Source organism: Synergistaceae bacterium (assembly GCA_017444345.1).
In the GTDB taxonomy this organism is placed as follows: Bacteria; Synergistota; Synergistia; order Synergistales; family Aminobacteriaceae; genus JAFUXM01.
On the sequence record JAFSWW010000092.1, the window covers coordinates 24,219 to 50,314 of the forward strand.

A 26,096-nucleotide genomic window follows, 5' to 3' on the forward strand; every position below is an offset into this window, starting at 1 on the left:
AATTTATACAAATATTTTTGCGGGAAGGTCATAAAACTTGAATGAATTATTTGTCTTCAACGTAGCAAGACACGCTATAAAATCGATCATAAAATTTGCGTCAGTTTATCCTAAGCCGGGATTAATCACGCCGCTTGACAACAGCGCACTTGATGGGACTGATTACCCGTGTTTAATTGACGGCACAATGTCATTATTTCAGTCATTCGTAAATTTTGCTTCGGCCGGAGCTGACACTGAATCGCTGAATCCCCGTGACTCTTTCACGATTCTGCAATCTTCTATTAAGATCGGCATAAATGACTCGCTGCGAGCTACTAAGGGCAAATTATCGCTTAGGGGACACATTTTTTGTCTAGGACTCTTAGCGGCGGCGGCTGGGCGGTTAATCAAGCAAAAAAGGATTTTGACTCCCGGAGCATTGACTCTCACTGCGTCGGCGTTTGCTAATGGAATAATTGAGCGCGAATTATGGACTCTTGAAGAGAAACGAGGCACAAAAATTTTTACTCAAGGTGAACGGGCTTATATTGCATACGGTCTTGAGGGCTGCCGTGGAGAAGTTGAACACGGTTATAATATGACTCTGAAGGCTTTAGAAATTTTGCGTAAACTTGAGGCGACTCAGGGACAATTAAGTTTCCGGGAGAAATGCACTCATGCGCTTATATATATAATGTCAGAGAATCAAGATACTTGCTTGACAATTAACGAGGGCATAACTGGACTCATAAACGTTCAAAGAGAGGCAAAAAAAGTTATAGACTCGGGCGGAATTTTGACCGTTGAAGGAGTCGACGCAATTTTTAATATGGACAAAAATTTACGCTCAAAGGGTACGAGTCCGGCGGGAAGTGCTGTTATTATGTCGTGCGCTTTATTTATAAATGAACTTGTTGACATGAAATTAACTCGTTCGGGCTATGAAGAATAAATTTTATCTAATATAATATTCTCACTTGAAATTATGCCTGAATCTAATAGATTTATGAAAGGAAGTAAATTTTTTATAAGAAAACGCGCCTTATTATTGATGTTAATATTTTTGCTGGGAAGTTGTTTACCTGCCTGCGCCAAGTCATTGCTTTACACTTTCTCATCGGGTGATATTATTGCAACGAATCCGAGTCAAACTCCCACTTATGGAGTAGGACGAATAGATTTCGATGAGGGCGAACCTGTTCAGACTATTTTAATTTCAAATGACACAAAGCAGCATTCACTCGGAGAATTTACACGCAACGGACTAAGATATATTTATGACTCTAGAGTCCAAAAGCCTGACGAGAATACGACTTATTACGATGTCTATAACGCTTCAATTGATATAACTAGACCGATCGCATCAAATATGACTTTAACAATTACTCCGAATCCTATTACTTCATGTGATTTGACTCTAGCACCTGACTCAGAAGGATATATTTATGCCATTCATGATAATACTTTGACTCGTTATGACCTGTTGAACTGGGATAATAAAGTTACTCAAACTCTTGAGAGCGGCTATAATGCTTATAGTCTCGTTGGACTGACAAATAATGTAAATTATGTTTATGTCTGGGCTTCTCAACGTGAAAATATAAGCGGAGATAATTATACTCCAGCAAAGAGCGATATTTATATTTATAACAGGGAGACTCTTGCGAAGGTAGCAGATTTTCATTTTGTCAGAACCGGACTCGATGTTACAAAGAAACGCGTTGACGATGAGGCAAACGGGATTGAAGTAGGGCGCGGACTCGTTGACATAAATAACACTGAAGACGATAAAGCCGTAGTGCTTGTAGTATATGATACTGTCTCGTCAGATTCGCCGCAAATTATCCGCATTGATGAGGCCGCTTCACCTGTAAATTATAGTGTCATAGTGAACAGTTCAGAAATAAACGGTTGGGATATAGATATAGAGTCCCCTATACCTGATGAGAAGGGCGGATTTTATTTCGGGTGCTATTCAGGAGACGCAAACGCAGAACCGGGCGGCAATACTAGTAAAGATTGTGCGCTTTATCACTGGAACAAGACGAAAAATTTAACCCGCGCAAATATCACGAACGCACAGACTACGGCAGATCTTGTTGTAAAAGCAGGTCAGCACGCAGGCAAAATTGTAGCATTTGTTTACACCGGCGAAAGTTATGTCATAACCAACAATCAGAAACTTTATAGAATTGATACTTATTTATGGGACGGCATTAATAATACTTCCATAATGATTGATAACGGCCGAATGGTAGCTACTGAACTTGAGAAGCCTTTTACGGACGGAAGCGACGGACTTTATTTCATGATGGAAATGTTGATACTTTCATATGATGCTGATTCTCTTTGCCACTGGAATCCCTCGAACGGCTTTAAAATTGTTGACTATTCAGCTATGGAACTTGAAATAGAGAATCCACCATTAGACGGCGGCAACGGATTTTATTATGTTAAGAGCGCAGTTAACCGGACTCCCGTAAGCATAGATAAGATAAATTCAAGTGTCGATATAGGAATGGTAAGCGTTGACATAAAACTTTATCACTGCACTGGCTGGGTAAAATCTCCTGATCTTGTCTGTGATTTAGGACTCTTTGACGCTCCTGCAAATGCTTATGAGGGTGCAAGCGGAGATTTCTTCATGGTCAGAGAATTATTACAGAGCGAACACGGATTTTTGGAGGACTCAGAACATGAATTATTCTTTGTCGGTGCCGGGCCGGTCGGCGGAAGATTTGCAATGAGAGTCTTTGAATGGGACGACACAATAAGAAAGAATCTCACACTGGAGAATCTCGTCAAGACATTCAAAGATGACGATTTAGGCGGTTATGTTGATGTTACGACGGCAGTATTTTTCGAGGAAAATTATCCTCTTTATTACATATCTTCGAGCGGCTGTAATTCCGGCATATTTGGAATCTTGGCTCTTACTGGATTAATTTTACTTGCTAAGAAAAGAAGAAAACGCGAAATTTTCACGAAATTAAATTTTTATGGGCGATGGCTAATTTTTCGTAACTGTCGCCCTTTTTTGTGAGAAAATATAATAAATTTTTTCAGGAGGCATATTAATTTATGGGAGTATTGAAACACTATAGAGAATTATTACCAGTTACAGCGAACACTCCGGACGTGAATCTTGAAGAGGGATCAACGCCGTTAATTTATTTGCCCAGAGTCAGCGAGCGACTCAAAATTAAACTTTACGGCAAATTTGAGGGCTGTAATCCGTCTGGATCGTTCAAAGACAGGGGGATGGTCTTGGCCGTTGCTAAGGCTTTAGAAGAAGGGAAGAGCGCGATAATTTGTGCGTCAACAGGTAATACAAGTGCAAGTGCGGCGGCTTATGCTGCATCACAGGGGATTCCTTGCTTTGTCTTATTGCCGGCGGGTAAAGTGGCACTCGGAAAACTTGCTCAGGCTTTAATGTACGGCGCGAAAGTTATAGCAGTCAAAGGAAATTTTGACAGGGCATTAGAACTCGCTCGTGAAGGTGCAGAAAAAACAGGCTGTGCTATGGTAAATTCTGTTAACCCGTTTAGGCTTATCGGTCAGCGTTCGGGGGCGTGGGAGATCTGCGACGTTTTAGGGAAGGCCCCGGACTGGCACGCTATACCGGTAGGGAATGCAGGAAATATCAGTGCTTACTGGGCAGGTTATAACGAATATTACAAGCTCGGCAAAATAAAGACTCTTCCTAGAATGATGGGATTTCAGGCAGAAGGAGCAGCCCCGCTCGTAAATAATAAACCTTGTCCGAATCCTGAGACTATAGCGACCGCAATAAGAATCGGGAATCCAGTCAGCGCACATTTAGCCCGTGCAGCAGTTAAAGAGTCAAGCGGCGAATTTAATTCAGTGAGTGATGAAGAGATTCTAAACGCTCAAAAAATTTTAGCATCTGAAGGCGGAGTATTTGCTGAACCTGCGTCTTGTGCTCCTTTGGCCGGGTTAATAAAGTTACAGGGACTCGGAAAATTGCCGGAGGGAATAACTGTTACAATGATTTTAACGGGTAATGGCTTAAAGGATCCTGATACAGCAATGAGTCAAGTCGGGAAGCCTATAGAAATTAATGACACTCTAGAAGATTTAATGAAGGTCTTAGAATGCCGCTGATTAGTTTAAAGGTTCCTGCTACTACTGCAAATTTGGGTTCAGGCTTTGACACTCTGGGAATGGCATTGAGTCTCTATAATATTTTCACTGTAGATAAAATTTTGCCCGATGGTGAATATACTTGCGAGATTTCAGGAGAAGGAGTCGACGAACTGAAGGACGCTCGTAAAAATATGATCGTTACAAGTTATTTGCGGGCATGTCAAGAATGGAATTTACCGGCGAAGGGCTTTGCTTTCTCGTGTTGTAATGCAGTGCCGTTAAATCGCGGACTCGGTAGTTCTTCTACTGCTGTAGTAGCCGGCGTTATAATTGCAAATTTATTGAGCGGGTCAAATTTTCCTGAGAGTGAATTATTACGTGTAATGACTTTAATAGAAGGCCATCCGGATAATGTTGTGCCTTGCTTTATAGGAGGTATGACTGTTTCATGCTGGGACGGTGAGTCATTGCGTTATGTGAGACTGCCTGCCTTGCCCGATGATTTAAACGTGATTGCTGCCGTTCCTGATTTTCAGGTTCACACAGAGGACGCAAGAAAGATTCTCCCTGAGAGTGTGCCGTTTAGGGACGCAGTATTTAACGTGAGTCATGCGAGTTTGCTCTGCGCGGCGTGGGCAATGGGACGCTGGGATTTATTACGGGTCGGAATGGAAGATAGACTCCATCAACCTCACAGGGCGAAATTATTTCCGGGCGAAACAGGAGGAAAATTTTTCAGCGAGATTGCAAATCATCCTGACTGCATAGCTACGGCAATATCGGGATCAGGGCCGACAATGATAGCAATAGTTCACGGCTTAGCCGGTAAATTATCGAGTGCAATGTGCAAATTATTCACTGAAGGGGGAGCAGCCTCGCATTTCTTTGTGTTAAATTGTGCCTCATCAGGGACTGTTATAGAGTAACAAAAAAATCCGCCGCCTCACTCCCACCCGCCCACCCCGCTCGGCGGCGGAAAAACACTTAATCCCATTTGTCAGTCTTATATATAATCTGAATGAATCTATTACTCATTGACGAACCGGGGAATCTTTTCGAGCCCTCAGGGTTATATGTCATTGTTATAGTCGTATATCTATCAGGAGTCCAGACGTTATTCAATATTAATTGCCCGCGTGTTCGAGTAGCTGCCTTTGGTCTCTCGTTACCTGAACCGTAAGCCCTATTAAAGCCCATCTGTAGAAGCTCGTAAAATTGCCGGTCTTTTTCCGCGTCGCCCATACTCTGAAGATAAACGGCCTTAGTCTTCAAATATTTTTGTTTGTGAAAGCTGAATATATAAGTCGCCGGGTAACCTTCAAACATTCCTTCCATTGTTAGAGAATCTTTGCGGGGAGTCTTAGTTCTTGATCCGCTCGTCTGCATTCGTTTTTGAGTGCGTGCAAAAGTGTGTCCAAATGGAAGCGACATAAAAGCGTCTGCACTGTTAGATAATGCATAGGCCGAGTCAATAAATATAATAAATATAATAATTGCGAGAATAAATTTTTTTGCGCTCATGAAATCACCTCAAATCTTATAAATATTTTTCCTGTGTCCTATACGAATTACTGCTACAGTTAATATATTGTCATGGATATCACAAATTGCGCGGTAATCGCCGACTCTATAGCTACAATAAATTCCTAAAGGCCCTGTTAATGCTTTACCCATTGAGCGGGGATTCTCACGGCTTGCAAGTCTTTCAAAAATTTATCAAATCTTCGCTGCTCTGTCTTATTCATTTTTGCTAGTACAGACTCGGCCTCGTCTGAGATTTCAATTTTCCAAGCCAAGACGCTCCCTCACTTCTTCCCATGAATGAGTCTTTACCCGCCCTGCTTTTATCTCTTGAGAAATTTTTGCGGCTTCCTCGTAGTCTTCTAAATCTTGGAGATATTCAGCCAGCACGTTTTTAATAAAAATATCGGGTGTCTTGTTATTCTTGCTGCTCCAGAAATTAATACGTTCCTGAAGTTCCGGCGTAAAATCGAGTAATATTTGCGACATAATTATTTATTCACTCCTTTAGAATTCCCATTCGAGAAAACTTGCTTGTCTTGCTTCGTGTCCGCTGCCTTTAGTGAAGAATGCTTTATATTTTCGTGAAGAATGCCGCTTAATTTTTGCCGGTCTGATTTCTGCTCTTGCTACTAGTTTATAATTTCTATCAAGAAACAGCATACTCCCTCCGAAAGTCCGATTATATTTTGTATTATTCTTGATTGAGAGAGTCAGACTGTCGAAATCATAGCGAAGTCCGTAAAAAGCAAGCCCATTTTTGCCCGGTACTCTGCCTTCACGTACAAAAGCTTCGCCGATTCCAGTCAAAGCAAGAAAGACTAATATAAACGCTGCAAATTTTTTCATGAAATTATACTCACTCCCAGCTAAAAAATTTATATAATAATAGCAAGAATCAAGAAAGGGGCAAATATTTTCGTGAAATTTCCGTTATTTCCGTTTTTAATAAATATTCAGGATCGTGAAATTTTGATAGTCGGGGGCGGTCAAGTTGCTGCGAGGCGTGCAGATACTTTATTGAGGTGCGGCGCAAAAGTTACAGCTGTGAGTCCTTGTTTTATCGAGAAATTCCCGCGTGAAGCCGTAAAAATTTGCCGAGAATTTATTATTAGTGATATAAGCAGAAAATTTTTATTTGTGATTGCTGCATCAGATAAGCGCGAAATTAATAGACTCGTTCATGACACGGCAAAAAATTTTAATATCCCCGTAAATATTGCAGATTGTCAGAGTGAATGCGATTTCTATTTTCCGTCACTAATAAATTGCGAAAATATTTCAGTTAGTGTGAGCAGCGCAGGAGAATCAAGCAAACTGACTCGTAAATTGTCAGATAGACTCCGTAAAATTTGGCCGTTATGGGTTAATGATGAGAGAAATTTTTTATAGCAAAATATAATTATTAGTGTGAGTAGTGCAGGAGAATCAAGCAAATTAACTCGTAAATTGTCAGATAGACTCCGGAAAATTTGGCCTTCATGGGTTAATGATGAGAAAATTTTTTATAGCAAAATATAATTGTTAGTGTGAGCAGCGCAGGAGAATCAAGCAAATTAACTTGTAATTTATCAGACAGATAGACTCCGGAAAAATTAGCCGTTATGACTCAATTATGAGAAAAATTTTTAGCTGTGAAATCTCGAAAAAATACAGAATAAATTTTTATAACTTTCTCAAAGAATGCGGAATTACACCGATTTAGAGATTTTTTACTGTGCTATAATAGCCGGCATTGTTGAACTTGTGAATAAAATTTTAGTGAATGTTGAGTATTTTTCGCGGTATTTCCATATGTTATAATGCTTACGTTCAATGATTGAGAAAAATTTATTTATAGAGGGCTATCAAAATTTAGATGTCGTGATTGAGTAAAAGCGCGCGGCAGGTCGGGAGGAATATTTTTTGAGAGATCTGGATAGACAACGGGAGTCTTTGCAATACAGGAATTATAATAGCTATGAAAGCTATCGAAACAGTAAGAATCGCTCCCGTAAAAAAAAGAATAAAGGCGTGTCATTAGGTTTTTGCTGGGCATTTGGATTCTTTGTGTGTCTGACATTCGGGCTTGCTTCATTCTTGATGTTTTCAGCCGGACACTTTAGTTTTGCCTCAGATTCAGACATTAGCCAAGCATGGGGAGGCAGTGAAGGCAGCGAGACAACTATAACCGGCAATCTAATCAAAGTAGAAATCACAGAGCTTGAAGGCGCACAAACTCCCAAGAATAATAATTTATATGTTTACACACAAAATACTTTGAATGAAGAAATAGGCCCCCTGCCTAAATATTTATCGGACTATGAGAGTATTATATTAAGTGTTCACGAGGACGGCACAAAGATGCCAGAAGATGACGAGGAAGAAGAAATCCCGATAAATCATGAAGAAGTCATAGAGTCCCCCGCAGAGAAACCCTCACAAAAGCAGCCTATTATCTTAGTTGAGAATGCCGCAATATGGCGCGAACATGTTGTAAAGAACGGCGAAACTCTTTCAGATATAGCAATGGCTCACGGAAATATCACGGCTCAGGACATTTTACGCGCAAATGGACTCAAGGACGCAAATAGACTATCAGAGAATCAGCTTTTATTAATTCCTAACGACCCAAGCAAAATAGAAGAAACTTTAGACGAAGTTAGAACCCGACAAATGAGAATAGCCGCTACTAAAGAAAAAATTGAGCCCCTCAAAGTCAAAAGTTATGTCATAGCTCCGGGGGATTCTTTATGGTCAATCTCAAACGCTCAAAATATCGAACTTGATACACTCATCGGGAGCAACACTTTCAAGACTTCAGCAAGATTGAGGCCCGGCGCAAAATTAAGAATTCCAAATCAGGACGGAATTTTTTACGTGTTAAAGAAGGGTGAGAGTCTCGAAGAAGTCAGCAAGCGTTACGGAGTCAGCATTAATAAATTAAAGCAGGTAAATATAAATGTAGATGTTGCCTCACTCAAAACAGGCGACGAAATATTTTTACCCGGCGCAAAACCTGACGGCTTAATCGAACGCAGAGACACTCCGAAATTAGCAGAAGTCAAGAAACAGCCTTCACCGTCAAAGACTCCGGCCAAGCAGGCAAATAAATCTCAAGCGGGTGAAGTTGCTGTAAAAAATGGTACATACAGATGGCCTATCATGGGTAGAATTAACAGCCCGTTCGGTTGGAGACAGCATCCCATTACGAGACGCAGAGATTTTCACACTGGAATTGACATTAAAGCGAGCAGGGGAGATCCTATTAAGGCAGCAGGAAGCGGCAAAGTTGTTTATTCCGGCTGGATGGGCGGTTATGGAAAAGTTCTCGTAATCGAGCATTCAAACGGCCAGTCAACATTATATGCTCATTGCAGCACATTATTAGCAGGAAAGGGAGCAAGTATTTCATCAGGTCAGCTAGTAGCAAAAGTAGGAACTACAGGGCGTTCAACTGGGCCGCATTTACACTTTGAAGTGCGCAACGGTAACAGCCCCGTCAATCCGATTAAGTACCTGAGCAAATAACATGTCAAAATTTGTATTTATCACCGGCGGCGTAGTGTCGTCATTAGGCAAGGGAATTACAGCAGGTTCTGTCGGCACTCTCTTAAAGAAGCGCGGACTCAAAGTCTCAAATTTGAAAGTTGATCCGTATTTGAATGTCGACGCAGGAACTATGAATCCATTTCAGCACGGAGAAGTATTCGTAACTGATGACGGAGCAGAAACGGATTTAGATTTAGGTCATTATGAAAGATTTGTAGACGAGACTTTAAGCGAAAAAAGTTCAATAACGACCGGCAAAATTTATTCAAGCGTTATCAAGAAAGAACGGCGCGGCGATTATCTCGGTGGAACTGTTCAGGTTATCCCTCACATAACGAATGACATTCAAGAAAGATTAATCAGTGCGGCTGAAAATCTTGATGTCTTGATTGTCGAAATCGGCGGAACTGTCGGAGATATTGAGGGTCAGCCCTTTTTAGAGGCAATCAGGCAAATGGCAGTCAGAGTCGGCCGTGAAAATGTCGTGTACTGTCATGTTACTTTAGTGCCATATCTTGAAGCAGCAAAGGAATTAAAGACTAAACCCACTCAGCACAGCGTTCAAGAATTGCGCAGAATTGGAATTTTGCCGAATGTCTTAGTTTGCCGCACGAGTCACCCGATGGACACCGGCATGAAAAATAAAATCGCTCTGTTCTGTGATGTCCCGGCCGAAGCAGTTATAGAAGTAAGAGACGAGCAGACAATTTATAACGTGCCTATAAGTCTTCATAAACAGGGACTCGATGATTTAATTCTGAAATATTTAGGCTTGAATTATGACTCTGAGCCTGATTTGAGCGACTGGGCCAGAGTCGTTGACAGATATATAAATCCCCCTGAGCAGGTTAGTATTGCCTTAGTCGGGAAGTATATTCAGCATAAGGACGCACATTTGAGCGTTGTAGAGGCCTTACATCACGGCGGAATCTCTCATAATGTCAGAGTTAATATAATTTCAATCGAGTCAGAAGATTTAGAGTCAGGAAATCCCGAAGAGATTCTAAAATTTGCTGACGGAATATTAATTCCCGGCGGTTTCGGAGTTCGAGGCGTTGAAGGTATGATAGCAGCTGCAAAATATGCCCGTGAAAATAACGTGCCTTTATTCGGAATCTGTCTAGGAATGCAAATGATGGTCGTGGAATTCGCCCGAAATGTCTGCAAATTGCCCGATGCTCACAGCAAAGAAATGAATCCCGCGACTCCTCATCCTGTTATACACTTAATGGAAGATCAGGAGAATTTAAGCGATCTCGGCGGGACAATGAGACTCGGAGCTTATCACTGCGACTTAGTAGAAGGCACAAAAGCAGCCGCAGCATATGGGCAGTTAAAAATTTCAGAGAGACACAGACATCGTTACGAGTTCAATAATTCATATCGTGAGAGACTCGAGAAGGCCGGGCTGAAAATTTCAGGAGTTTGCACAGAGCATAATTTAGTCGAAATTGTAGAATTGCCCGGTCATAATTGGTACATCGGCGGTCAGTTCCACAGTGAATTAAAATCTCGTCCCATTCGTCCGCACCCGTTATTTGACGGATTCATAAATGCAAGCGTTAATTACATGAGAAATCGAGAAGGAGGCATAAAACAGTGAAGTCAATAAAAATTTTTATGGCAATAATATTAATTTTCGCGTCGTCAATTTGTTTTGCGTCTGAAGCAGTCCCAGATCCTGAAGATAGTTCGGGCTCATCACATCGAATGATGCAGCAAATCGAGCAGATTATTTACGGTTATGTTGCGCAGGGCGGTTTACTTGACAGGCTCTCAAAAGTTGAGGGCGATTTATTCGGGCGCAGTCTACCCGGTACAATGGCAGAACGTCACGCGGCAATCTTGAATTTCTTAGAAATAGGTACACCCGAACAGCCTTCTATGTTATTCAAGCTCGGAGTCGCTGAATGGGTAGTCGATAAAAAAATTAGTGCCTCAGAGCCTGCTATTAAACGTGTTGAACGACTCGAAACAAATTTAAACGGGACATCTAACACAGGAAGCCCCCTCGTTATGCGCGTTGAAAGTCTTTTATCGACTCTCTTAATGGATCCAGTCTCGGCTCAAAGTGTAGTAATTCCCGGCGACACTGTAATGAAATTCAGATTTATGGACGAATTAAGCCCCGCTAAATCAAGAGTAGGCGACTTTGTGAGATTAGAATTAACAAATGACTTAATTGTGAATTATTGCCTAGTTGCCCCGGCCGGTTCGTTATTAATTACAGAAGTAAGAGACGTTAAACGCCCTCGAATGTTCGGAATTCCCGGAGAAGTCAGACTCTCATTTAACGAGCTGAAACCTTTAGGCCCTCAGCGTCCCCCCGTTATAGTCGGTAAAGCGTCAGAACATGCACTGAAAGAAGCCCGCAGAGTGGGAGATCGCGGTGAAGGCGGATTTGTCGGAGCAGGTGCTGTGAGTGTTGCCGGAGCTGCTTTGTTAGGGCCGGTCGGACTCGTGGGAGGTATATTTATTCGCGGAAATTCAATCAGAATCCCCGAAGGTTCAGTAACTTTTGTGCAGATTTCCGGCGATGTTCCCGTGTCAGCTTATCCAATTCCGGCAAGTCTGCAGTCAAGCATAACTAATAATATAAACACTGCCCCGCCTCAAAGTGAGATTACCCAGCCGACAAATTATGACCCTAATCGAGATACTATAATTAAAGGCGATGTCTTTAACAGGAGTCAATACGGCACTCCGACATATTCAGGATCAGGAGCGAATCAGGGTGGAGATTTCCAGCTGCCTCCGGAACAGCCGGTTAATTAATTATGCAAGATTCATACTCGTAGTGATTATTATTGCTGCGAGTAATTTTTTTTGCGCTTGTAAAATTTTCGCCGAGCCTGACCCCTTCAATGACACAATAAGAATTCTCGAACGTTGGACGGCGACTCACTGGGGACAAGATTGTTTTGTCTGGATAGTTCATTATCCTGAAGAGTTAATTAATCCATGGGTCGAATCTGAAGCAATCCGCACAGGAATGAGCCCATCACAGCAGCAAGCATACAAGGAAAATTTTATTTCTGAATTACAGATTGACAAGTCAGAAACTTTTTTAATTAGCATTTACTCATTTGGAGTCAAGCCTGTAGATTTGAATCCCGTCCGTGATAATATTGCATTAATTCTTGATTCAGGTGAGAGAGTCAAGCCGACAAGATTCGATGCCTCACTTGAGAATCCTTCACGCGGAGTAATTCAGGGACTCGTTTTCTTCCCTAAACAAATTCGGAAAAATTATTCAGTCTCGTTAAATGGAATTGGCCGTAATGAGAGATTATTTACTTTTGCGCCATTAGAGACAGCCCCCGCCGTCATTCAAGAGCCAGCAAATAAACCTGAATTAGTAGTAGTGAATCTTCCTAAACGCGAGCCCGTAAAGAAGCCCACGCCCCCGAAAAAGCCGACTCCGCCCGCGATTCCTCCCAGACCTATTAAGCCAATTTTTCAGGAAGAGTCCAGCGACATGGCAAATTTTGTGAATAATTTACAGGGACGCAGAAATAATAACACGAGTCAAGACAGCAAGCCCGGAAATAATAATTCACGGCAATTAAATAATAATACCGGTAATGCTTATTCGAGTCGCGAGGCAGTATTACGAAAATTTTTATCTCTATGGGCTATAGGTTCATATTCAGAAATGTATGATATGTTGTGTACCAGCTCAAAGAAAGTCATTTCACGTGATAATTTCGCGAAAGATGCCGCAAAAGCCTCCGACATGAGAGCAGCACTTAAGGGAGATTTTAATATTGACTGGGTAGGAGAAGAACGCGCAAAAGTTATAGCAGTACAGAAAACTTTAATATTTAGATCCGTCGTGAGCCGCACACTGGGAGTAATTCGCGAAGGATCTTCATGGAAAATAGTATGGTGAAAGGAGTAAATAAATTTGCGTAAAAGTTTATTATTTGTGTTAATTTTTTTGTTGAGCGCGAGTCCTTTATTTGCCGAGAAAATTTCAGACGCTCAATTTATAAAGATTTGCGAAAACGGGACATCACAGGAAATTCTTGACTCTCTAAAGTCAGGAGCTAATCCCCGCGCAAAAGACGAACACGGCCAGAATGCTTTAATGTATGCAGTAAGAGGAAATATAACTCCTGAAATAATTAATGCTTTCTTGAATGCCGGAGTCGATATAAATTATAAAGCTGTTGAGGGCGAAACAGTTTTAATGATTGCCGCAGCTGTTAATAATAAACCTGAAATAATTAATACACTCTTGAAACTCGGCGCAGATGTCAACGCAGAAGATAAATACGGTAATACGGCTCTTATGTCGGCAGCAGCAGTTAATACTCCCGAAATAGTTAAAATTTTGCTGAATGCCGGAATTAAAGTCAACACGAAAAATTATCACGATTTGACACCTTTGATGTTTGCAGCCTCGAATACTAAATATCAGGAAATAATAAATATTTTACTTGACTCCGGTGCAGATGTGAAAATCCGCGATAAATCCGGAAAAATGGCAGTTGATTATGCCCGCGAAAATGAGAATCTCAAAGGCTCTGACGCGTTAGGACGTTTGGAAGAATTAAGCAAATGAAATTTTCACTCACAAAACTTATAGTAGCTAGTTTCTTTCTTGGCTTTGTCGTGTTAGTTCGCTTTGCATGGCGGGACATGAATCTAAATATAGATTTCTTGCGCGAGAGTCTCGAAAATTTGCCCGGCATAGTCATGGAAAATATTAATTTCTCCCGCGAAATTTCCGGCGACATGTGGCGTATAAAGATTCCCTATTTAGATCGCGAAGAAGATATTATAAACGTGAAATCTCTTGACATCAGGCGCGAGTTAAAATCCGGCGGCGAGTGGTATTTTTTCGGGCGTGAAGGTGCTTACTATCACGAAAAGAAGGCCGCGAGTCTTCTCGGTTTGCTGGGAACTCTTGACACAGGACAGCGAGTCTGGAATCTTGAGAGCCCCCGTCTTAACTGGCAGGAAAAAAATAATACTTTCTCATTTCCTGAAGGATTCACGATTTATGACGATGAATTTATGCTGACGACTCCAAATGCGAGCATGGATGAAAGCGGCGTGATATTATTAGAGCAAGGAGGAGTAATCCAATGGCTAAAACCTTTAGAACAATATTGATAATTTGCATAATAATTTTTTCTTGCTGTGAAATAAATGCCGCTGAAGATGAGCAGGATTCAGCACCTGTAACACCTGAGACTGAATCAGCTCCCGAAAAAGTTACGTTAAATGCTGATAGAGTTTCATTCAATGACGAGACAGGGCACGCACTCGCTGAAGGCCGGGCAGTCCTGCAATATAATAATACGTCAATAATGGCCGAACGAATCGAATACGACGCAGATACTCAAAAAATTCAAGCTATGCCTTTACCCGGTGAAAAAGTTGTATTAAAGCAGGAAGATAGAATTTTACGCGGGGATCAATTAAATTATGACTTGAACACTAAAGAAGGAATCTTAACCGGAGCAGCTACTAAAATCGGCATAGGCGACAACGGCGGAGTTCTTTACGTTCACGGTCAAGATATAGAAGTCATCCCGTGGGATCTTGCACATGAACGCGGGCTCGTTCGGGGGACTCCTGAAGATTATTTTGTGCGGTGGCATCATGTTAAGCTAACGACTTGTAAATTAGATCACCCTCATTACAGGCTCGAGTCAAAAATTATTACGTTTGTACCCGGAAAAAGAATTATCGCAAAACGTCCGCGAGTCTATTTAGGCAACACTTATTTATTTACTTCACCGCTTGATTATGTCTTGAGACTTGAACGCAGAGAGATCGGTTATGCTTTCCTGCCATATTTCCAACGGAGCGACACTAAAGGCTCAGGCGGGGGAATGTCAAGCATGTTAGGCTGGGAGACCGGCTCAATTGCATTAGGACTCTCATGGGCTCGTAAATCAGGCTGGGAGTATCGTGTAGAAATCGAGCAGGAATTAAGCGATAAATTTTCTATCAAGGTCGGAGCCGAACGCACTTGGAATGATTTATGGCAAGAAAGACTCTGGCATCCCTACGGCTCATTAATTTATCACTATAACGGCTGGCAGGCTGAACTAAAATGGAGTCATAATGAATACGTCGAGGAACAGAAAGACGCATTTACTCAATATAAAGGCCGAGTCGACCGTGAACCTGAATTTTACATTTATGCTCCGTGGTTCAAGAGTTCGACTCATACATGGTCAAGAATTTATGCCTCATACGGAAGCTATAAAGAATTAATATACGGCTACCCTAAAAGCAGCACTGTATCAAGATTTGGACTTGGCCTGCGGTCTTATTTCGAGTTACCAATCGGCGAGACTACTTTATTTTCTGATACTAAGGCTGAAGCGTGGCTTTATGATCACGATCATAGAGACATGGAAATGTTACGAACTTTTGCGGGCATTAAATATAATTTAGGTGCGTTAGAATTAGGAACAGGCTACGAGCGTCAATTTGTCTGGGGAGAAAGTGCTATGTACTGGGATCAATATTATAATCTTGAGAGAATTCACCAGAAAATTAGATTCCCCGTCGGACGTGAAATTTATCTTGCTGTCAGGGGCAGTTATGATCTAAAGGCTTCAATGGTTGACAAGATGATTTATAGTATTCAATGGGTTACGGATTGTATGTTATGGGATCTGCATTACAAGAATGAGCGCACATATGGCGGAAATGATAGTTTAGGCCTGACAATCTCGATTAATGCCTACCCGGATTCTAACGTGTCATTCGGACAAAAGCGCGACGTTGACCCGTTTATAAGGCCAAGCGAAATTCCCAAGAATAAATAAATTTTTATGGAAGGTTGTGCGAAAATGTTTTTATGTTACATTGACGGAAAATTTGTTAAACCTGAAGACGCAAAATTACCGATTTCAGATTTAATCATTCAGCGCGGAGTCGGAGTCTTTGAGGCTCTTGCATCACATAATTTGAAGCCTTTAATGCTTACTCCGCATATGACAAGATTTGTTAACAGCGCAAAGAGTTCAGGAATCGCAAATATTCCCGACGTTGAATTCATGAAAAATATAGTCCGTGAAGGAATCAAGAAAATCGGCCGTGATGTCAGAGTCAGAACTTTTTTGACGGGCGGAGATAATTTCGATTCAGAAAAAAATTGCTTTACTGAACCGAGATTTTTTGCTATATTCGATGAAGCAAATTTTTTAACTCCTGAAGATTTTGAGAGAGGTGTAATTCTTGAGCCTGTACCATTGGGCCGAGATGATCCCTCAGTAAAGAGTGTTGATTATCGTATGACATTCAAGCTCCCGGCCGGAGTAAGCGACGTATTATATTGTCCAAACGGTGAAATCACGGAAGCAGGACACAGCAATTTTTATTTAGTCCTGAAGGATGATACGATTGTAACAGCTCCATTATCGCGGGTCTTGAAAGGTACGACGAGGGACGGAGCATTAGAACTCGCAAAATCAGCAGGGATCAAAATAGAAGAACGCTGCCCCCTATGGTCAGAACTTGCAAGCGAGAAGGCAGCCGAGGCATTTGTTACAGGAAGTATAAAAATGGTCGTCCCAGTCGTGAAAGTCGGCGGCATTACTTTAGGAGACGGCAGACCGGGCAAAGTTACACGCAAAATCGCTGACCTATACGCTAAAAATTTAGACAGGTGGCTTGAATAACGGCAACACCTCCGGGAATTTGAGCCGGAGTCATAATAAAATTTTTACATAATAGGAGGTTTATTTATCTTTATGGAACAGATTCGATCATTATCACAGTTAATCGAGGACGCTACGAAATTATGCGCTGATAAAGGCCGTAAAAGAATTTCCGTAGCAATGGCAGAAGACGCGGGACTCATTTCAGCAATCGAGGACGCCCGCAAAATGGGACTCATTGAGGCTACACTCGTGGGCAATCCCGACAAAGTCAAAGAGTGTATCGCAGAAGCAGGCGCATCAGAATCAAGTTATCACATTATCCCCGAAACTAGCGAGCCCAAGTGCGGAATCGTGGCAGTTACTGAAGTCTCAGAAGGCCGGGCAGATATTTATATGAAGGGTCAGCTTCACACGGATCACTTCCTTAGAGGCATGTTAAACAAGGAAGTCGGACTCAGAGTCGGCAAGAATGCTATTTCTCATTGTTATTTCCACTCAATACCGGGCTATGACAGAATAATTTTTATTGCTGATGGAGCATTTAACATGTACCCGGATTTAAAGATGAAGGCCGATATTGTGCAGAATACCGTAAATTTTGCGCGTTCACTCGGAGTCGAGCTCCCGAAAGTAGCATGTCTCGCAGCCGTTGAAATGGTAAATCCTGATATGCCCTGCACTCTTGACGCTACGGCACTCGTACAAATGAACGCACGCGGACAGATTAAAAATTGTGTAGTTGACGGACCTCTCGCACTCGATAACGCAATCAACGAGGAAGCCGCGAAAATCAAGCACATTAAATCACCAGTCGCAGGCCACGCAGATATTTTGATGGTGCCTCAAATTGAAGTAGGTAACGCGCTCGCAAAATCGATAAGTTTCTTTGCTAAGGGCAGTGAGACAGCAGGATTAATTATCGGTGCAAAGGCTCCAGTCGTCTTAACAAGCAGAGCAGACTCACCCAGAGCAAAATTATTATCAATAGCAGGGGCTGTAATGTTAGCTCATCATCAGGGCTAAATTATTTATATTTTATAGGGAGGATTCACTATAATGAAAAAAGTATTAGCACTCGCGCTCGTTCTTTCTTGTGTATTTGCCGGAGCAGCATCCGCAAAAGTTACGCTTGTTTATGCAGAAGTCAACCCGCTTGACTCAATCGTCGGACAAACTGGAACATTTTTCAAGAACAAAGTTGAAGAACTCTCAAAAGGTGAAGTCGTCATCGATATTCAGGCCGGCGGCGTACTCGGTTCAGAAGCTCAGGTTTTAGACGGAATCCTTGGCGGCGGCGACACAATCGACATGTCAAGAATTTCAGCATTTGCCCTCACAAGTTACGGCTGTCAGAAAGCTATGTTATTATCAATTCCCTATACTTTTGTGAGCCGTGAACATTTCTGGAAGTTCGCAAATAGTGAACTCGCTGCGGAATTTTTAGCAGAACCTCATGTAATCGGACTCCCATTAAGAGGCATTTGCTACGGTGAAGAGGGATTCAGACATTTCTTCTTTAAGGAAAAAGTCGGCGGCTTAAGCGATGTTAAAGGCAAAAAGATTCGTGTATCAGATGACCCTGTTATGACCGGAATGGTCAGCAATCTCGGCGCAAATCCTACAGTTGTAACTTATACGGAACTCTACAGCGCATTACAGACCGGAGTTACTGACGGTGCCGAGCAGCCCATCGCAAATTACAGATCTAATGCATTCTCAGAAGTTGCCCCGAATTTATTGCTTGACGGACATACACTCGGAGCTATTCAGATTGTTATAGCTGACTCAGGCTGGAATAAACTTAATGATCAGCAGCGCGCTTGGATCATGGAAGCAGGGAAGGCAACCCAGCAATTTAATGCGCAGTTATCAGCCGGTGAAGAAGCAAAAGTGTTAGACCTTCTCCGCAAAGACGGCGTAACAGTTGTAGACGTTCCCGACAAAACCGAATGGGTTAAGGCATGCCAGCCCACTATTCAAGCAAATACAGCAAGTCAGGCCGAACTCTATAAGAAAATCGTAGACATGCAATAAGATTTAATATTTCAGCGGGAGGAGTTAATAAAATTTCTCCCGTTTAATTTATGAGAGTGATTTAATTTTCCAGATTAAATTATTAGATTATTAGATTATCAGAAGGGAATGACTAAATAATTATGCGCGGATTCTTTAAAGCAATTTCATTAATAAGGCCGCTATATGACATCACGGATAAATTAGTTATGTTAATCTGCAAATTATTATTAGTTGCTGACATCGTAATAACTTCAATGTCCGTTGCAGGGCGTTATATCGAATGGATTCCCGATCCTGCGTGGAGTGAGCAAATGGTATTAACATTTATGGTATATATGGCGGTCTTGTCTGCTACACTAGCAATTCGCCGCCGTGCTCATATAAGAATGACGGCATTTGATAAATATTTACCCGACGGGCTTGTGAAATTTCTTGATTTAGTAGCTGATATAGCAGTCTTTGCACTGGGTATTGTAATGCTCGTTTATGGCATTAAAGTATGTCAATCGCCTTTGGCAAGATTCGGACGCTATGAATCAATCCCGACATTGAGCCGAGTTTGGATGTATCTGCCGATTCCCATTGCGGGCGGAAGTATGGCAATTTTTGAGCTTGAACAGATTTTCATGAGACTTGAAGAAATCTTTGTCCCTAAGGAAGAGAAAGCAGCAATATAAATAAAATAAGGAGGTCACGAAATGAAAAAATTTACTCTCGCATTTGTATTAATACTCGTAATTGCTTCATGTGCTTATGCGAGTCCTACGAGCGATCTATTTCGAGCAGTAAAGAACGAACATTCAACACCTCAAGACGTGCGAATTCCCATAAGACAAGGGGCAGAACTCAATCACAGGAATAATAACGGCTGGACTCCTTTGGACTTGGCCGCAATGAATCCAAATTCCGACGTGATTTATACTTTCCTGAAAGAGGGCGATCAGGAAATAAGAATTAACATGCGTGACGAATACGGCAACACAGCCCTAATGAAAGCAGCTTATTATAATGACAATCCCGAAGTCGTGAAAATCTTAATTGATTTTGGAGCAGATGTTAATATTCAGAACGACAACGGGCAGACAGCTATTGATTTCGCAAGAAATGAAGAAATAAAGCAAATAATTCTTGATGCAGCAGGTGAATAAAAATGAGTCCTGAAGATATTTCGACATTAGTATTACTAGGAACGTTTTTCGCGATGATCTTATTGCGCTTCCCGATTGCTTATGCTGTCGGACTCTCGACTGTATTTTGTTTAATTTCGCAGGGTCAGGCACTTGTTACACTTCCTCAGCAAATGGTCAAAGGCATATGGTCATTTAGTTTAATGGCAGTCCCGTTTTTTATCACAATGGGCGTATTAATGGGCACGGGGGGAATTTCTGACAAGTTAATTGCGCTTGCAAATTCTCTCGTGGGATGGATGCGCGGCGGTCTTGCAATGGTCAATATTGTCGCGTCATACTTTTTCGGGGGGATTTCCGGCTCGGCTTCAGCTGATACGGCTTCTCTAGGCTCGATATTAATTCCCATGATGGTAGATCAGGGCTATGAGGCTGACTTCTCAACAGCAGTTACTATTACATCATCATGTGAGGGCTTGCTTGTGCCTCCCAGTCATAATATGGTAATTTACGCGACTACAGCGAGCGGGATTTCAGTAGGTGCGCTTTTCATGGCCGGATATATTCCCGGAGCTCTTCTCGCATTATCGTTAATGGTAGGTTCTTATATTATTTCAGTCAAGAGAAATTATCCTAAAGGCAATCCCTTCAGCCTGACAGTTTTTATTAAGCAGTTATTAACGTCATTCTGGGCATTAGCGGCGGTCTTAATAGTCGTTGTAGGAGTCGTCGGCGGAGTCTTCACAGCAACTGAATCAGCAGCTATAGCCGTTGTATATTCGCTTATCGTGTCAGTATTTATTTATCGCGGCTTGACATGGAAAGGCGTATGGAAATCGCTTGATACTTGTGTAGAGACTCTTGCGATCGTGTTAATACTTATTTCAACGTCGGCGGCATTCGGTTATTGCTTGACTACTTTGCACGTGCCTCTCAAAGCAGCAAATTTAATTAAGAGTGTATCAGACAACCCGATTATAATTGCTTTAATGCTCAATGCTATATTATTAATTCTCGGCTGTATTATGGACATGGCACCGATTATCTTAATAGCCACGCCGATTTTATTACCGGTTGCACAGTCAATTGGAATCAGCGCGATTCAGTTCGGCATCATGGTAATTCTTAATTGCGGTATAGGTTTATTAACACCTCCGGTCGGGTCGGTTTTATTTATAGGCTCGGCGGTTGCAAAATTGCCGATGGAGAAAGTGGTAAAGGCTACTCTCCCGTTCTATCTTTGCATGTTGATAACTTTATTATTGCTTACATTTATTCCGAGTATAAGTTTATGGCTTCCTGCGTTCTTTGGATATGCAGTATAGACTGTAGGAAATTAAAAAATTTATGCGTCCCTTCTGTGAAATATTTGCAGGAGGGATTTTTTTTGCGAATAAATATGTTAGAATTCAAGAAATTATTTTATCGTAAAAATTTTACAAGAAAGGAGCTTGACAAGATTTCTCATGATTTTGTTTGATTGTGCTTCAAACATCGCACATCGCATTAATTATTCACTTTTACGGGTAATATTTTCAGTAATACAAATTATTCTTGACGTATATTTATATAATATTATATTCGCGCTGTTAATTGACGTAAAAATTTCGTTTGAAGTAAAAGCCTTCTTAACTGGTACAATGACAGCATTTTTCTTGTTTGAGTCATTATATTTCTTTAGGCTCTGGACATTCTGGGACGAAATAAAGGCGGCTCTCCGTTCGGGGCTGTCTATATTGCTTGTGAGCGTGTTATTTCTTTATACCAGCAAAATAAAAATGTCCTTATTCGCATTAATTCTCGGAATTGCAATATTTATACCTGTGAGTCTGGCAGCCAGGTATATTTTCAGGCGTTTATTATTTGCGCTGGGATTACTCACAACAAATGTAATAATTCTCGGAGCAGGTAAGGCCGGGCAGATATTCGCGGAAAATATAATCTCTTCACCGTTTATAGCGCGTAAAGTTCTGGGATTTCTTGACGACGACGAGTCAAAACAGGATAATTTTATTGCGGGAGTTCCGGTGCTCGGCAAATTACAAGATTTTGAGCAAATTCAATCACAAATTAACGCGGATGAGGCAATTATAGCAATTCCTACAGCGTCAAGAAAGACTCTAGCTGATATATTAAACATTGTAGAAGAGAACGTAAGCAGAGTCTTATATATTCCCGATATGTATATGCTTACAACTTACTCGGCAGAAATTCGCAGCATTGACGGACTCCCTGTTATATCGGCCTCGCAGGGGTTATTGAATCCCGTGAATCGCTTCATAAAAAATATATTTGATTATGTCGGGGGCTTTGCTGCATTGATAATTTTTTCGCCGTTAATGATCTACTCAGCTTATAAAATTAAACACGAGGACGGCGGCAATATTTTATTTAAGCATAAACGAGTCGGGCAAAACTTGAAATTATTTTACTTGTATAAATTTAGAACTATGATTCCAAATGCCGAGCAGGTTTTACAGGAAATGATGAAAGATGAGAATTTACGCAAAGAATTTCAGCAAGCTTTCAAGTTCAAGAATGACCCTAGAATAACGCAATTTGGCAAATTTTTACGCCGCACGAGTCTTGACGAGTTACCGCAAATTTTTAACGTTTTGCGCGGAGAAATGAGTCTCACAGGTCCCCGTCCGATTGTACAGAAAGAAATCAAATTATATTACGGTTATAAGACAGCACGGCAAATCTTTCACGTTAAACCCGGAATGACAGGATTTTGGCAGGTCAGCGGCCGCAATGATGTCAAGAATTATGACGAGCGGATAACTTACGATTTATATTATATTCATAACTGGTCTATATGGCTTGATATTATAATTTTATTGCGAACGGTCAGGGCAGTTATACGAGGCACAGGAGCTTATTAATAAAATAGTTGATTAATTGCCGCTTGATTTTGTAAAATATCGTTTTATCCTGATGATATTATTTGTTATAAGGAGGAAAAATTTTTACATGTTAAGCGATATCGAAATAGCTCAGGCTTCTAAACCTGAATCAATAATTAATATAGCCGCAAAACTGGGAATCTCTGAAGATGATTTAGAGTGTTACGGCAAATATAAAGCAAAAATTTCTCCGGACGTGTTAAAGCGACTCGCAAATAAGCCCGACGGTAAATTAATTCTTGTTACTGCAATTACACCGACTCCAGCAGGTGAAGGCAAGACTACTACAACAGTAGGATTAACTGACGGACTTAATAAAATCGGCAAGAAAGCATGTGCTGCTTTGCGTGAACCTTCACTGGGGCCAAGTTTTGGACTCAAGGGCGGGGCAGCTGGCGGCGGTTATGCTCAAGTCGTCCCTATGGAAGATATAAATTTGCACTTCACCGGAGATTTACACGCGATTACTACTGCACATAATTTGTGCGCTGCTATGCTCGATAATCACATACAGCAGGGCAACGCGTTAAATGTCGATCCCAGAAAAATAGTTTTCCGCAGAGTCATGGACTTAAACGAGCGAGCATTAAGAAATATTATTATCGGTCTGGGAGGCACAGCAAACGGAGTCCCCCGTGAGTCCGGTTTTGATATTACAGTTGCTTCTGAAGTAATGGCAGTATTGTGTTTATCAGCTGATTTAATGGACTTGAAAGCTAGACTCGGGCGCATTGTTTTAGGCTACACTTATGATAATAAGCCAGTTACAGTGAATGACATTCAGGCGGCGGGAGCTATGGCAGCATTACTTAAGGACGCAATCAAGCCGAATTTAGCGCAGACTCTTGAAGGCAACCCGGCATTTATTCACGGCGGGCCGTTCGCTAATATTGCACACGGCTGTAATTCAGTGCAGGCTACGAGACTGGGACTCAAATGCGCTGATTATTTAGTAACTGAAGCAGGATTCGGAGCAGATCTCGGAGCAGAAAAATTTTTAGACATCAAATGCCGTACAGCTGGGTTAAAGCCTGATGCAGTTGTTGTAGTTGCCACGATTCGAGCTCTCAAGATGCACGGGGGATTAAGCAAGAACGAGCTTACTCACGAAAATTTAGCAGCTCTTGAAGCAGGAATTCCGAATCTATTAAAGCATATCGAGAACATACAGAAATATGGCCTTCCTGTTGTTGTTGCGATAAATAAATTTGCGAATGATACAGAGTCAGAGATTAATTTACTCTCTAAAAAGTGTGAAGAGTTAGGCGCGTCATTTGCTCTAGCTGATGTATGGGGCAAAGGCGGCGAGGGCGGCAAATTGTTAGCTCAAAAAGTTGTCGAGGCTTGCGAGAAAGAGTCACACTTCAGATTCATTTATGAGTCCTCAATGAGTCCTAAAGAAAAAATTAACGCAATCGCACGAGAAATTTACGGAGCTGAAGGAGTCGACTTCACAGCACAGGCAGAAAAGGATTTACAGCGAATTCACGATTTAAATAAAGATGATTTGCTTGTATGTATGGCAAAGACTCAATATTCTTTATCAGATGACCCCGCGAAATTAGGCCGTCCTGAAAATTTTAGAATCACAGTTAGAGAAGTGAGACTATCTGCCGGGGCGGGCTTTATGGTAGCTATAACAGGAGCAATTATGACGATGCCGGGACTCCCGAAAAAACCTGCGGCCTTAAATATCGACGTTGACGAGAACGGCAAAATCACGGGGTTATTCTAAATGGAAATCTCAAAATTTTTAGCTGATCTTGCTTCAGATTTACCAGCACCGGGGGGCGGGGCAACTTCTGCACTTTCCGGGGCAATGGGCGCGGCTCTTGTTTCAATGGTAGCGAATCTAACAATTAACCGCGAAAAATATTCACAATTTCAGGAACTCGCAATTAATTCGGCCAAGAAAGCAAATGAGTTAATGCAAAATTTGACTCAATGCATAAATAAAGATATGCGCTCATTTGACGGAGTAATAAACGCTCTCAAGCTCCCGAAAAATACAGACTCCGAAAAATTAGCGCGTTCACAGGCACTGCAGGAGGCTTATAAAACCGCAATCTCTGCACCGGTTGAAATAGTAAATAATTGCTTGGAAGTCATGAAATTATCAAGAAATTTAATCGGGAAGTCAAATATTACGGCTGAATGCGATTTGACGGCGGCACTGTCTCAATGTTATGCGGCGATTAATATAGCACTCGATAACGTAAAAATAAATCTCGCATTTATTAAGGACGAGTCATATAATGCGCAAATGTCCGAATGGGTCTCGAATTCTGAACGTGAAAGCAAGGAGCTTCTATCATGGCAGAATTAATAATGAAGGGTTCAGAGGTCGCAGCAAGCATACAAGAGTCATTAATGGGCAAAATTGCAAATCTCGCTATTATCAAAGTGGGAGCGCGTCCGGACGATTTAGCATATCAACGCGGAATAGTTAAGAGATTCGCGGCTTTGGGCTTCGGCGTAAACATTCACGAATTGCCGGAGAATATTTCACAGTCAGAATTTGACTCGGAATTTGCGAAAATAAATAAAGACTCACACAATCACGGCATATTATTATTTCGTCCGCTGCCTGAACACTTAAGCGACAAGAAAGCATGCAAGACAATTAATCCCTTAAAAGATATTGACTGTATGAGTCCCATTAACTTGGCCGGAGTCTTTGCTGGGGAGAAAAATTCTTTTGCGCCCTGTACTGCTCTTGCTGTCATGGAAATGTTGAAGCATTATAATATTTCTTTAACTGGGCAAAATGTCGTCATAGTCGGCCGGAGTCTCGTTCTTGGCCGTCCGTTAGCTATGTTAATGCTTAGTGAAAACGCAACGATTACTATTTGTCATAGCAGGACTCAAAATTTAGCTGAAACTTGCAAACAAGCCGATATTATTATCTCAGCAGCAGGCCAAGCAGGAATTATCACGCCCGAATTTGTAAATAATAATAGCATTATAGTTGACGTGGGAATAAATTTAAGTCCTGAAGGCAAAATTTGCGGTGATGTAGATTATGAACGGGTCGCGCCGATTGTTCACGCAATAAGCCCAGTGCCCGGCGGAGTCGGAGCTGTTACCACTTCAGTATTAGCGAAAAATTTAGTCAAAGCAGCAAGTTTACAATAATAAAATATCGCCCTCGTTATAAATAATAGCGGGGGTGTTATAATATTTTCATGCATAAAAATTTTTCAAGAAAGGACTTGACAAGAAATTATGTCGGTAGGTAGAATCGACAACAGCACAGCACAGCACAGCACAGCACA

At 41.5% G+C, this 26,096-nt stretch carries 27 protein-coding genes; 22 read left to right on the forward strand and 5 right to left on the reverse strand.

Annotation, left to right across the window (positions count from 1 at the left end):
- Window positions 1-37: 37 nt before the first annotated feature.
- From IJS99_06955 to IJS99_06970, 4 genes are all read left to right on the forward strand, one after another.
- Window positions 38-934, forward strand: a complete 897-nt coding sequence (locus IJS99_06955) for a triphosphoribosyl-dephospho-CoA synthase (protein ID MBQ7561555.1) — start codon at window positions 38-40, stop codon at window positions 932-934.
- Between the two features lie 96 nt (window positions 935-1,030).
- Window positions 1,031-3,025 (forward strand): hypothetical protein, encoded by a 1,995-nt coding sequence (locus IJS99_06960; GenBank protein MBQ7561556.1) that lies wholly within the window; start codon window positions 1,031-1,033, stop codon window positions 3,023-3,025.
- Between the two features lie 38 nt (window positions 3,026-3,063).
- Window positions 3,064-4,107, forward strand: a complete 1,044-nt coding sequence (locus IJS99_06965) for a threonine synthase (protein MBQ7561557.1) — start codon at window positions 3,064-3,066, stop codon at window positions 4,105-4,107.
- Window positions 4,098-5,015, forward strand: coding sequence for a homoserine kinase (locus tag IJS99_06970; GenBank protein MBQ7561558.1), 918 nt, complete (start codon window positions 4,098-4,100; stop codon window positions 5,013-5,015). The genes IJS99_06965 and IJS99_06970 overlap by 10 nt, the downstream gene beginning before the upstream one ends.
- 58 nt (window positions 5,016-5,073) lie before the next feature.
- Here the strand turns inward: IJS99_06970 and IJS99_06975 are convergent, their stop codons facing one another.
- Genes IJS99_06975 through IJS99_06995 form a run of 5 tightly spaced genes read right to left on the reverse strand, consistent with a single transcriptional unit; the run spans window position 5,074 to window position 6,459 of the window.
- Window positions 5,074-5,610: a hypothetical protein gene (locus tag IJS99_06975; GenBank protein MBQ7561559.1), complete on the reverse strand. Its 537-nt coding sequence runs from the start codon at window positions 5,608-5,610 to the stop codon at window positions 5,074-5,076.
- A 9-nt stretch (window positions 5,611-5,619) separates the two neighbouring features.
- Entirely contained in the window at window positions 5,620-5,763 is a 144-nt protein-coding gene (locus IJS99_06980; protein ID MBQ7561560.1) for a type II toxin-antitoxin system RelE/ParE family toxin, read from the reverse strand.
- Window positions 5,748-5,885: a hypothetical protein gene (locus IJS99_06985; GenBank protein MBQ7561561.1), complete on the reverse strand. Its 138-nt coding sequence runs from the start codon at window positions 5,883-5,885 to the stop codon at window positions 5,748-5,750. The genes IJS99_06980 and IJS99_06985 overlap by 16 nt, the downstream gene beginning before the upstream one ends.
- On the reverse strand, window positions 5,869-6,099 hold the full coding sequence (locus IJS99_06990; protein MBQ7561562.1) for a hypothetical protein: 231 nt from the start codon (window positions 6,097-6,099) through the stop codon (window positions 5,869-5,871). Before IJS99_06990 ends, IJS99_06985 begins: the two co-directional genes overlap by 17 nt.
- Before the next feature lie 18 nt (window positions 6,100-6,117).
- Window positions 6,118-6,459: a hypothetical protein gene (locus tag IJS99_06995; protein ID MBQ7561563.1), complete on the reverse strand. Its 342-nt coding sequence runs from the start codon at window positions 6,457-6,459 to the stop codon at window positions 6,118-6,120.
- A gap of 72 nt (window positions 6,460-6,531) precedes the next feature.
- On the opposite strand from IJS99_06995, the gene IJS99_07000 reads away from it, so the two are divergent.
- The 18 genes from IJS99_07000 to IJS99_07085 all read left to right on the forward strand — a co-directional run bounded on the left by IJS99_07000 (window position 6,532) and on the right by IJS99_07085 (window position 25,956).
- A complete protein-coding gene (locus IJS99_07000; GenBank protein ID MBQ7561564.1) occupies window positions 6,532-7,002 on the forward strand; it encodes an NAD(P)-dependent oxidoreductase in 471 nt (156 codons plus the stop codon).
- 513 nt (window positions 7,003-7,515) lie between these two features.
- Complete coding sequence (locus IJS99_07005) at window positions 7,516-9,120, forward strand: LysM peptidoglycan-binding domain-containing M23 family metallopeptidase (protein ID MBQ7561565.1); 1,605 nt, start codon at window positions 7,516-7,518, stop codon at window positions 9,118-9,120.
- A 1-nt stretch (window position 9,121) separates the two neighbouring features.
- Window positions 9,122-10,744, forward strand: coding sequence for a CTP synthase (locus IJS99_07010; protein MBQ7561566.1), 1,623 nt, complete (start codon window positions 9,122-9,124; stop codon window positions 10,742-10,744).
- A complete protein-coding gene (locus IJS99_07015; GenBank protein MBQ7561567.1) occupies window positions 10,741-11,916 on the forward strand; it encodes a hypothetical protein in 1,176 nt (391 codons plus the stop codon). The genes IJS99_07010 and IJS99_07015 overlap by 4 nt, the downstream gene beginning before the upstream one ends.
- Window positions 11,876-13,033 carry a hypothetical protein gene (locus IJS99_07020; protein ID MBQ7561568.1) on the forward strand — a complete coding sequence of 386 codons (1,158 nt, stop codon included), beginning with the start codon at window positions 11,876-11,878 and terminating at the stop codon, window positions 13,031-13,033. Before IJS99_07015 ends, IJS99_07020 begins: the two co-directional genes overlap by 41 nt.
- A 15-nt stretch (window positions 13,034-13,048) precedes the next feature.
- On the forward strand, window positions 13,049-13,708 hold the full coding sequence (locus IJS99_07025; GenBank protein MBQ7561569.1) for an ankyrin repeat domain-containing protein: 660 nt from the start codon (window positions 13,049-13,051) through the stop codon (window positions 13,706-13,708).
- Entirely contained in the window at window positions 13,705-14,262 is a 558-nt protein-coding gene (locus IJS99_07030; protein ID MBQ7561570.1) for a hypothetical protein, read from the forward strand. Before IJS99_07025 ends, IJS99_07030 begins: the two co-directional genes overlap by 4 nt.
- The gene (locus tag IJS99_07035; GenBank protein MBQ7561571.1) at window positions 14,235-15,935 is read left to right on the forward strand and encodes a hypothetical protein; all 1,701 of its coding nucleotides are present in this window, start codon (window positions 14,235-14,237) and stop codon (window positions 15,933-15,935) included. The genes IJS99_07030 and IJS99_07035 overlap by 28 nt, the downstream gene beginning before the upstream one ends.
- 24 nt (window positions 15,936-15,959) lie before the next feature.
- Window positions 15,960-16,790: an aminotransferase class IV family protein gene (locus IJS99_07040; protein MBQ7561572.1), complete on the forward strand. Its 831-nt coding sequence runs from the start codon at window positions 15,960-15,962 to the stop codon at window positions 16,788-16,790.
- Between the two features lie 72 nt (window positions 16,791-16,862).
- Complete coding sequence (locus IJS99_07045; GenBank protein MBQ7561573.1) at window positions 16,863-17,795, forward strand: bifunctional enoyl-CoA hydratase/phosphate acetyltransferase; 933 nt, start codon at window positions 16,863-16,865, stop codon at window positions 17,793-17,795.
- A gap of 33 nt (window positions 17,796-17,828) precedes the next feature.
- Window positions 17,829-18,806 (forward strand): TRAP transporter substrate-binding protein, encoded by a 978-nt coding sequence (locus tag IJS99_07050; GenBank protein MBQ7561574.1) that lies wholly within the window; start codon window positions 17,829-17,831, stop codon window positions 18,804-18,806.
- Between the two features lie 122 nt (window positions 18,807-18,928).
- Window positions 18,929-19,465, forward strand: a complete 537-nt coding sequence (locus IJS99_07055; protein ID MBQ7561575.1) for a TRAP transporter small permease — start codon at window positions 18,929-18,931, stop codon at window positions 19,463-19,465.
- Between the two features lie 21 nt (window positions 19,466-19,486).
- Window positions 19,487-19,936: an ankyrin repeat domain-containing protein gene (locus tag IJS99_07060; protein ID MBQ7561576.1), complete on the forward strand. Its 450-nt coding sequence runs from the start codon at window positions 19,487-19,489 to the stop codon at window positions 19,934-19,936.
- A gap of 2 nt (window positions 19,937-19,938) precedes the next feature.
- Complete coding sequence (locus IJS99_07065; protein MBQ7561577.1) at window positions 19,939-21,240, forward strand: TRAP transporter large permease; 1,302 nt, start codon at window positions 19,939-19,941, stop codon at window positions 21,238-21,240.
- A 126-nt stretch (window positions 21,241-21,366) separates the two neighbouring features.
- A complete protein-coding gene (locus IJS99_07070) occupies window positions 21,367-22,800 on the forward strand; it encodes a sugar transferase (protein ID MBQ7561578.1) in 1,434 nt (477 codons plus the stop codon).
- An 88-nt stretch (window positions 22,801-22,888) separates the two neighbouring features.
- The gene (locus tag IJS99_07075; GenBank protein MBQ7561579.1) at window positions 22,889-24,556 is read left to right on the forward strand and encodes a formate--tetrahydrofolate ligase; all 1,668 of its coding nucleotides are present in this window, start codon (window positions 22,889-22,891) and stop codon (window positions 24,554-24,556) included.
- Entirely contained in the window at window positions 24,557-25,147 is a 591-nt protein-coding gene (locus IJS99_07080; protein MBQ7561580.1) for a cyclodeaminase/cyclohydrolase family protein, read from the forward strand. It begins immediately after the preceding gene.
- Window positions 25,135-25,956 carry a bifunctional 5,10-methylenetetrahydrofolate dehydrogenase/5,10-methenyltetrahydrofolate cyclohydrolase gene (locus IJS99_07085; protein ID MBQ7561581.1) on the forward strand — a complete coding sequence of 274 codons (822 nt, stop codon included), beginning with the start codon at window positions 25,135-25,137 and terminating at the stop codon, window positions 25,954-25,956. The genes IJS99_07080 and IJS99_07085 overlap by 13 nt, the downstream gene beginning before the upstream one ends.
- Window positions 25,957-26,096: the final 140 nt, after the last annotated feature.

Coding starts and splice junctions, on each gene's coding strand:
- IJS99_06980 (MBQ7561560.1), bottom strand. CDS start 5,763: ATGGGTAAAGCATTAACAGGGCCTTTAGGAATTTATTGTAGCTATAGA.
- IJS99_07075 (MBQ7561579.1), top strand. CDS start 22,889: ATGTTAAGCGATATCGAAATAGCTCAGGCTTCTAAACCTGAATCAATA.
- IJS99_07060 (MBQ7561576.1), top strand. CDS start 19,487: ATGAAAAAATTTACTCTCGCATTTGTATTAATACTCGTAATTGCTTCA.
- IJS99_06995 (MBQ7561563.1), bottom strand. CDS start 6,459: ATGAAAAAATTTGCAGCGTTTATATTAGTCTTTCTTGCTTTGACTGGA.
- IJS99_07035 (MBQ7561571.1), top strand. CDS start 14,235: ATGGCTAAAACCTTTAGAACAATATTGATAATTTGCATAATAATTTTT.
- IJS99_06990 (MBQ7561562.1), bottom strand. CDS start 6,099: ATGTCGCAAATATTACTCGATTTTACGCCGGAACTTCAGGAACGTATT.
- IJS99_06970 (MBQ7561558.1), top strand. CDS start 4,098: ATGCCGCTGATTAGTTTAAAGGTTCCTGCTACTACTGCAAATTTGGGT.
- IJS99_06975 (MBQ7561559.1), bottom strand. CDS start 5,610: ATGAGCGCAAAAAAATTTATTCTCGCAATTATTATATTTATTATATTT.
- IJS99_07010 (MBQ7561566.1), top strand. CDS start 9,122: ATGTCAAAATTTGTATTTATCACCGGCGGCGTAGTGTCGTCATTAGGC.
- IJS99_07080 (MBQ7561580.1), top strand. CDS start 24,557: ATGGAAATCTCAAAATTTTTAGCTGATCTTGCTTCAGATTTACCAGCA.
- IJS99_07085 (MBQ7561581.1), top strand. CDS start 25,135: ATGGCAGAATTAATAATGAAGGGTTCAGAGGTCGCAGCAAGCATACAA.
- IJS99_07050 (MBQ7561574.1), top strand. CDS start 17,829: ATGAAAAAAGTATTAGCACTCGCGCTCGTTCTTTCTTGTGTATTTGCC.
- IJS99_07055 (MBQ7561575.1), top strand. CDS start 18,929: ATGCGCGGATTCTTTAAAGCAATTTCATTAATAAGGCCGCTATATGAC.
- IJS99_07030 (MBQ7561570.1), top strand. CDS start 13,705: ATGAAATTTTCACTCACAAAACTTATAGTAGCTAGTTTCTTTCTTGGC.
- IJS99_07045 (MBQ7561573.1), top strand. CDS start 16,863: ATGGAACAGATTCGATCATTATCACAGTTAATCGAGGACGCTACGAAA.
- IJS99_07065 (MBQ7561577.1), top strand. CDS start 19,939: ATGAGTCCTGAAGATATTTCGACATTAGTATTACTAGGAACGTTTTTC.
- IJS99_07040 (MBQ7561572.1), top strand. CDS start 15,960: ATGTTTTTATGTTACATTGACGGAAAATTTGTTAAACCTGAAGACGCA.
- IJS99_06965 (MBQ7561557.1), top strand. CDS start 3,064: ATGGGAGTATTGAAACACTATAGAGAATTATTACCAGTTACAGCGAAC.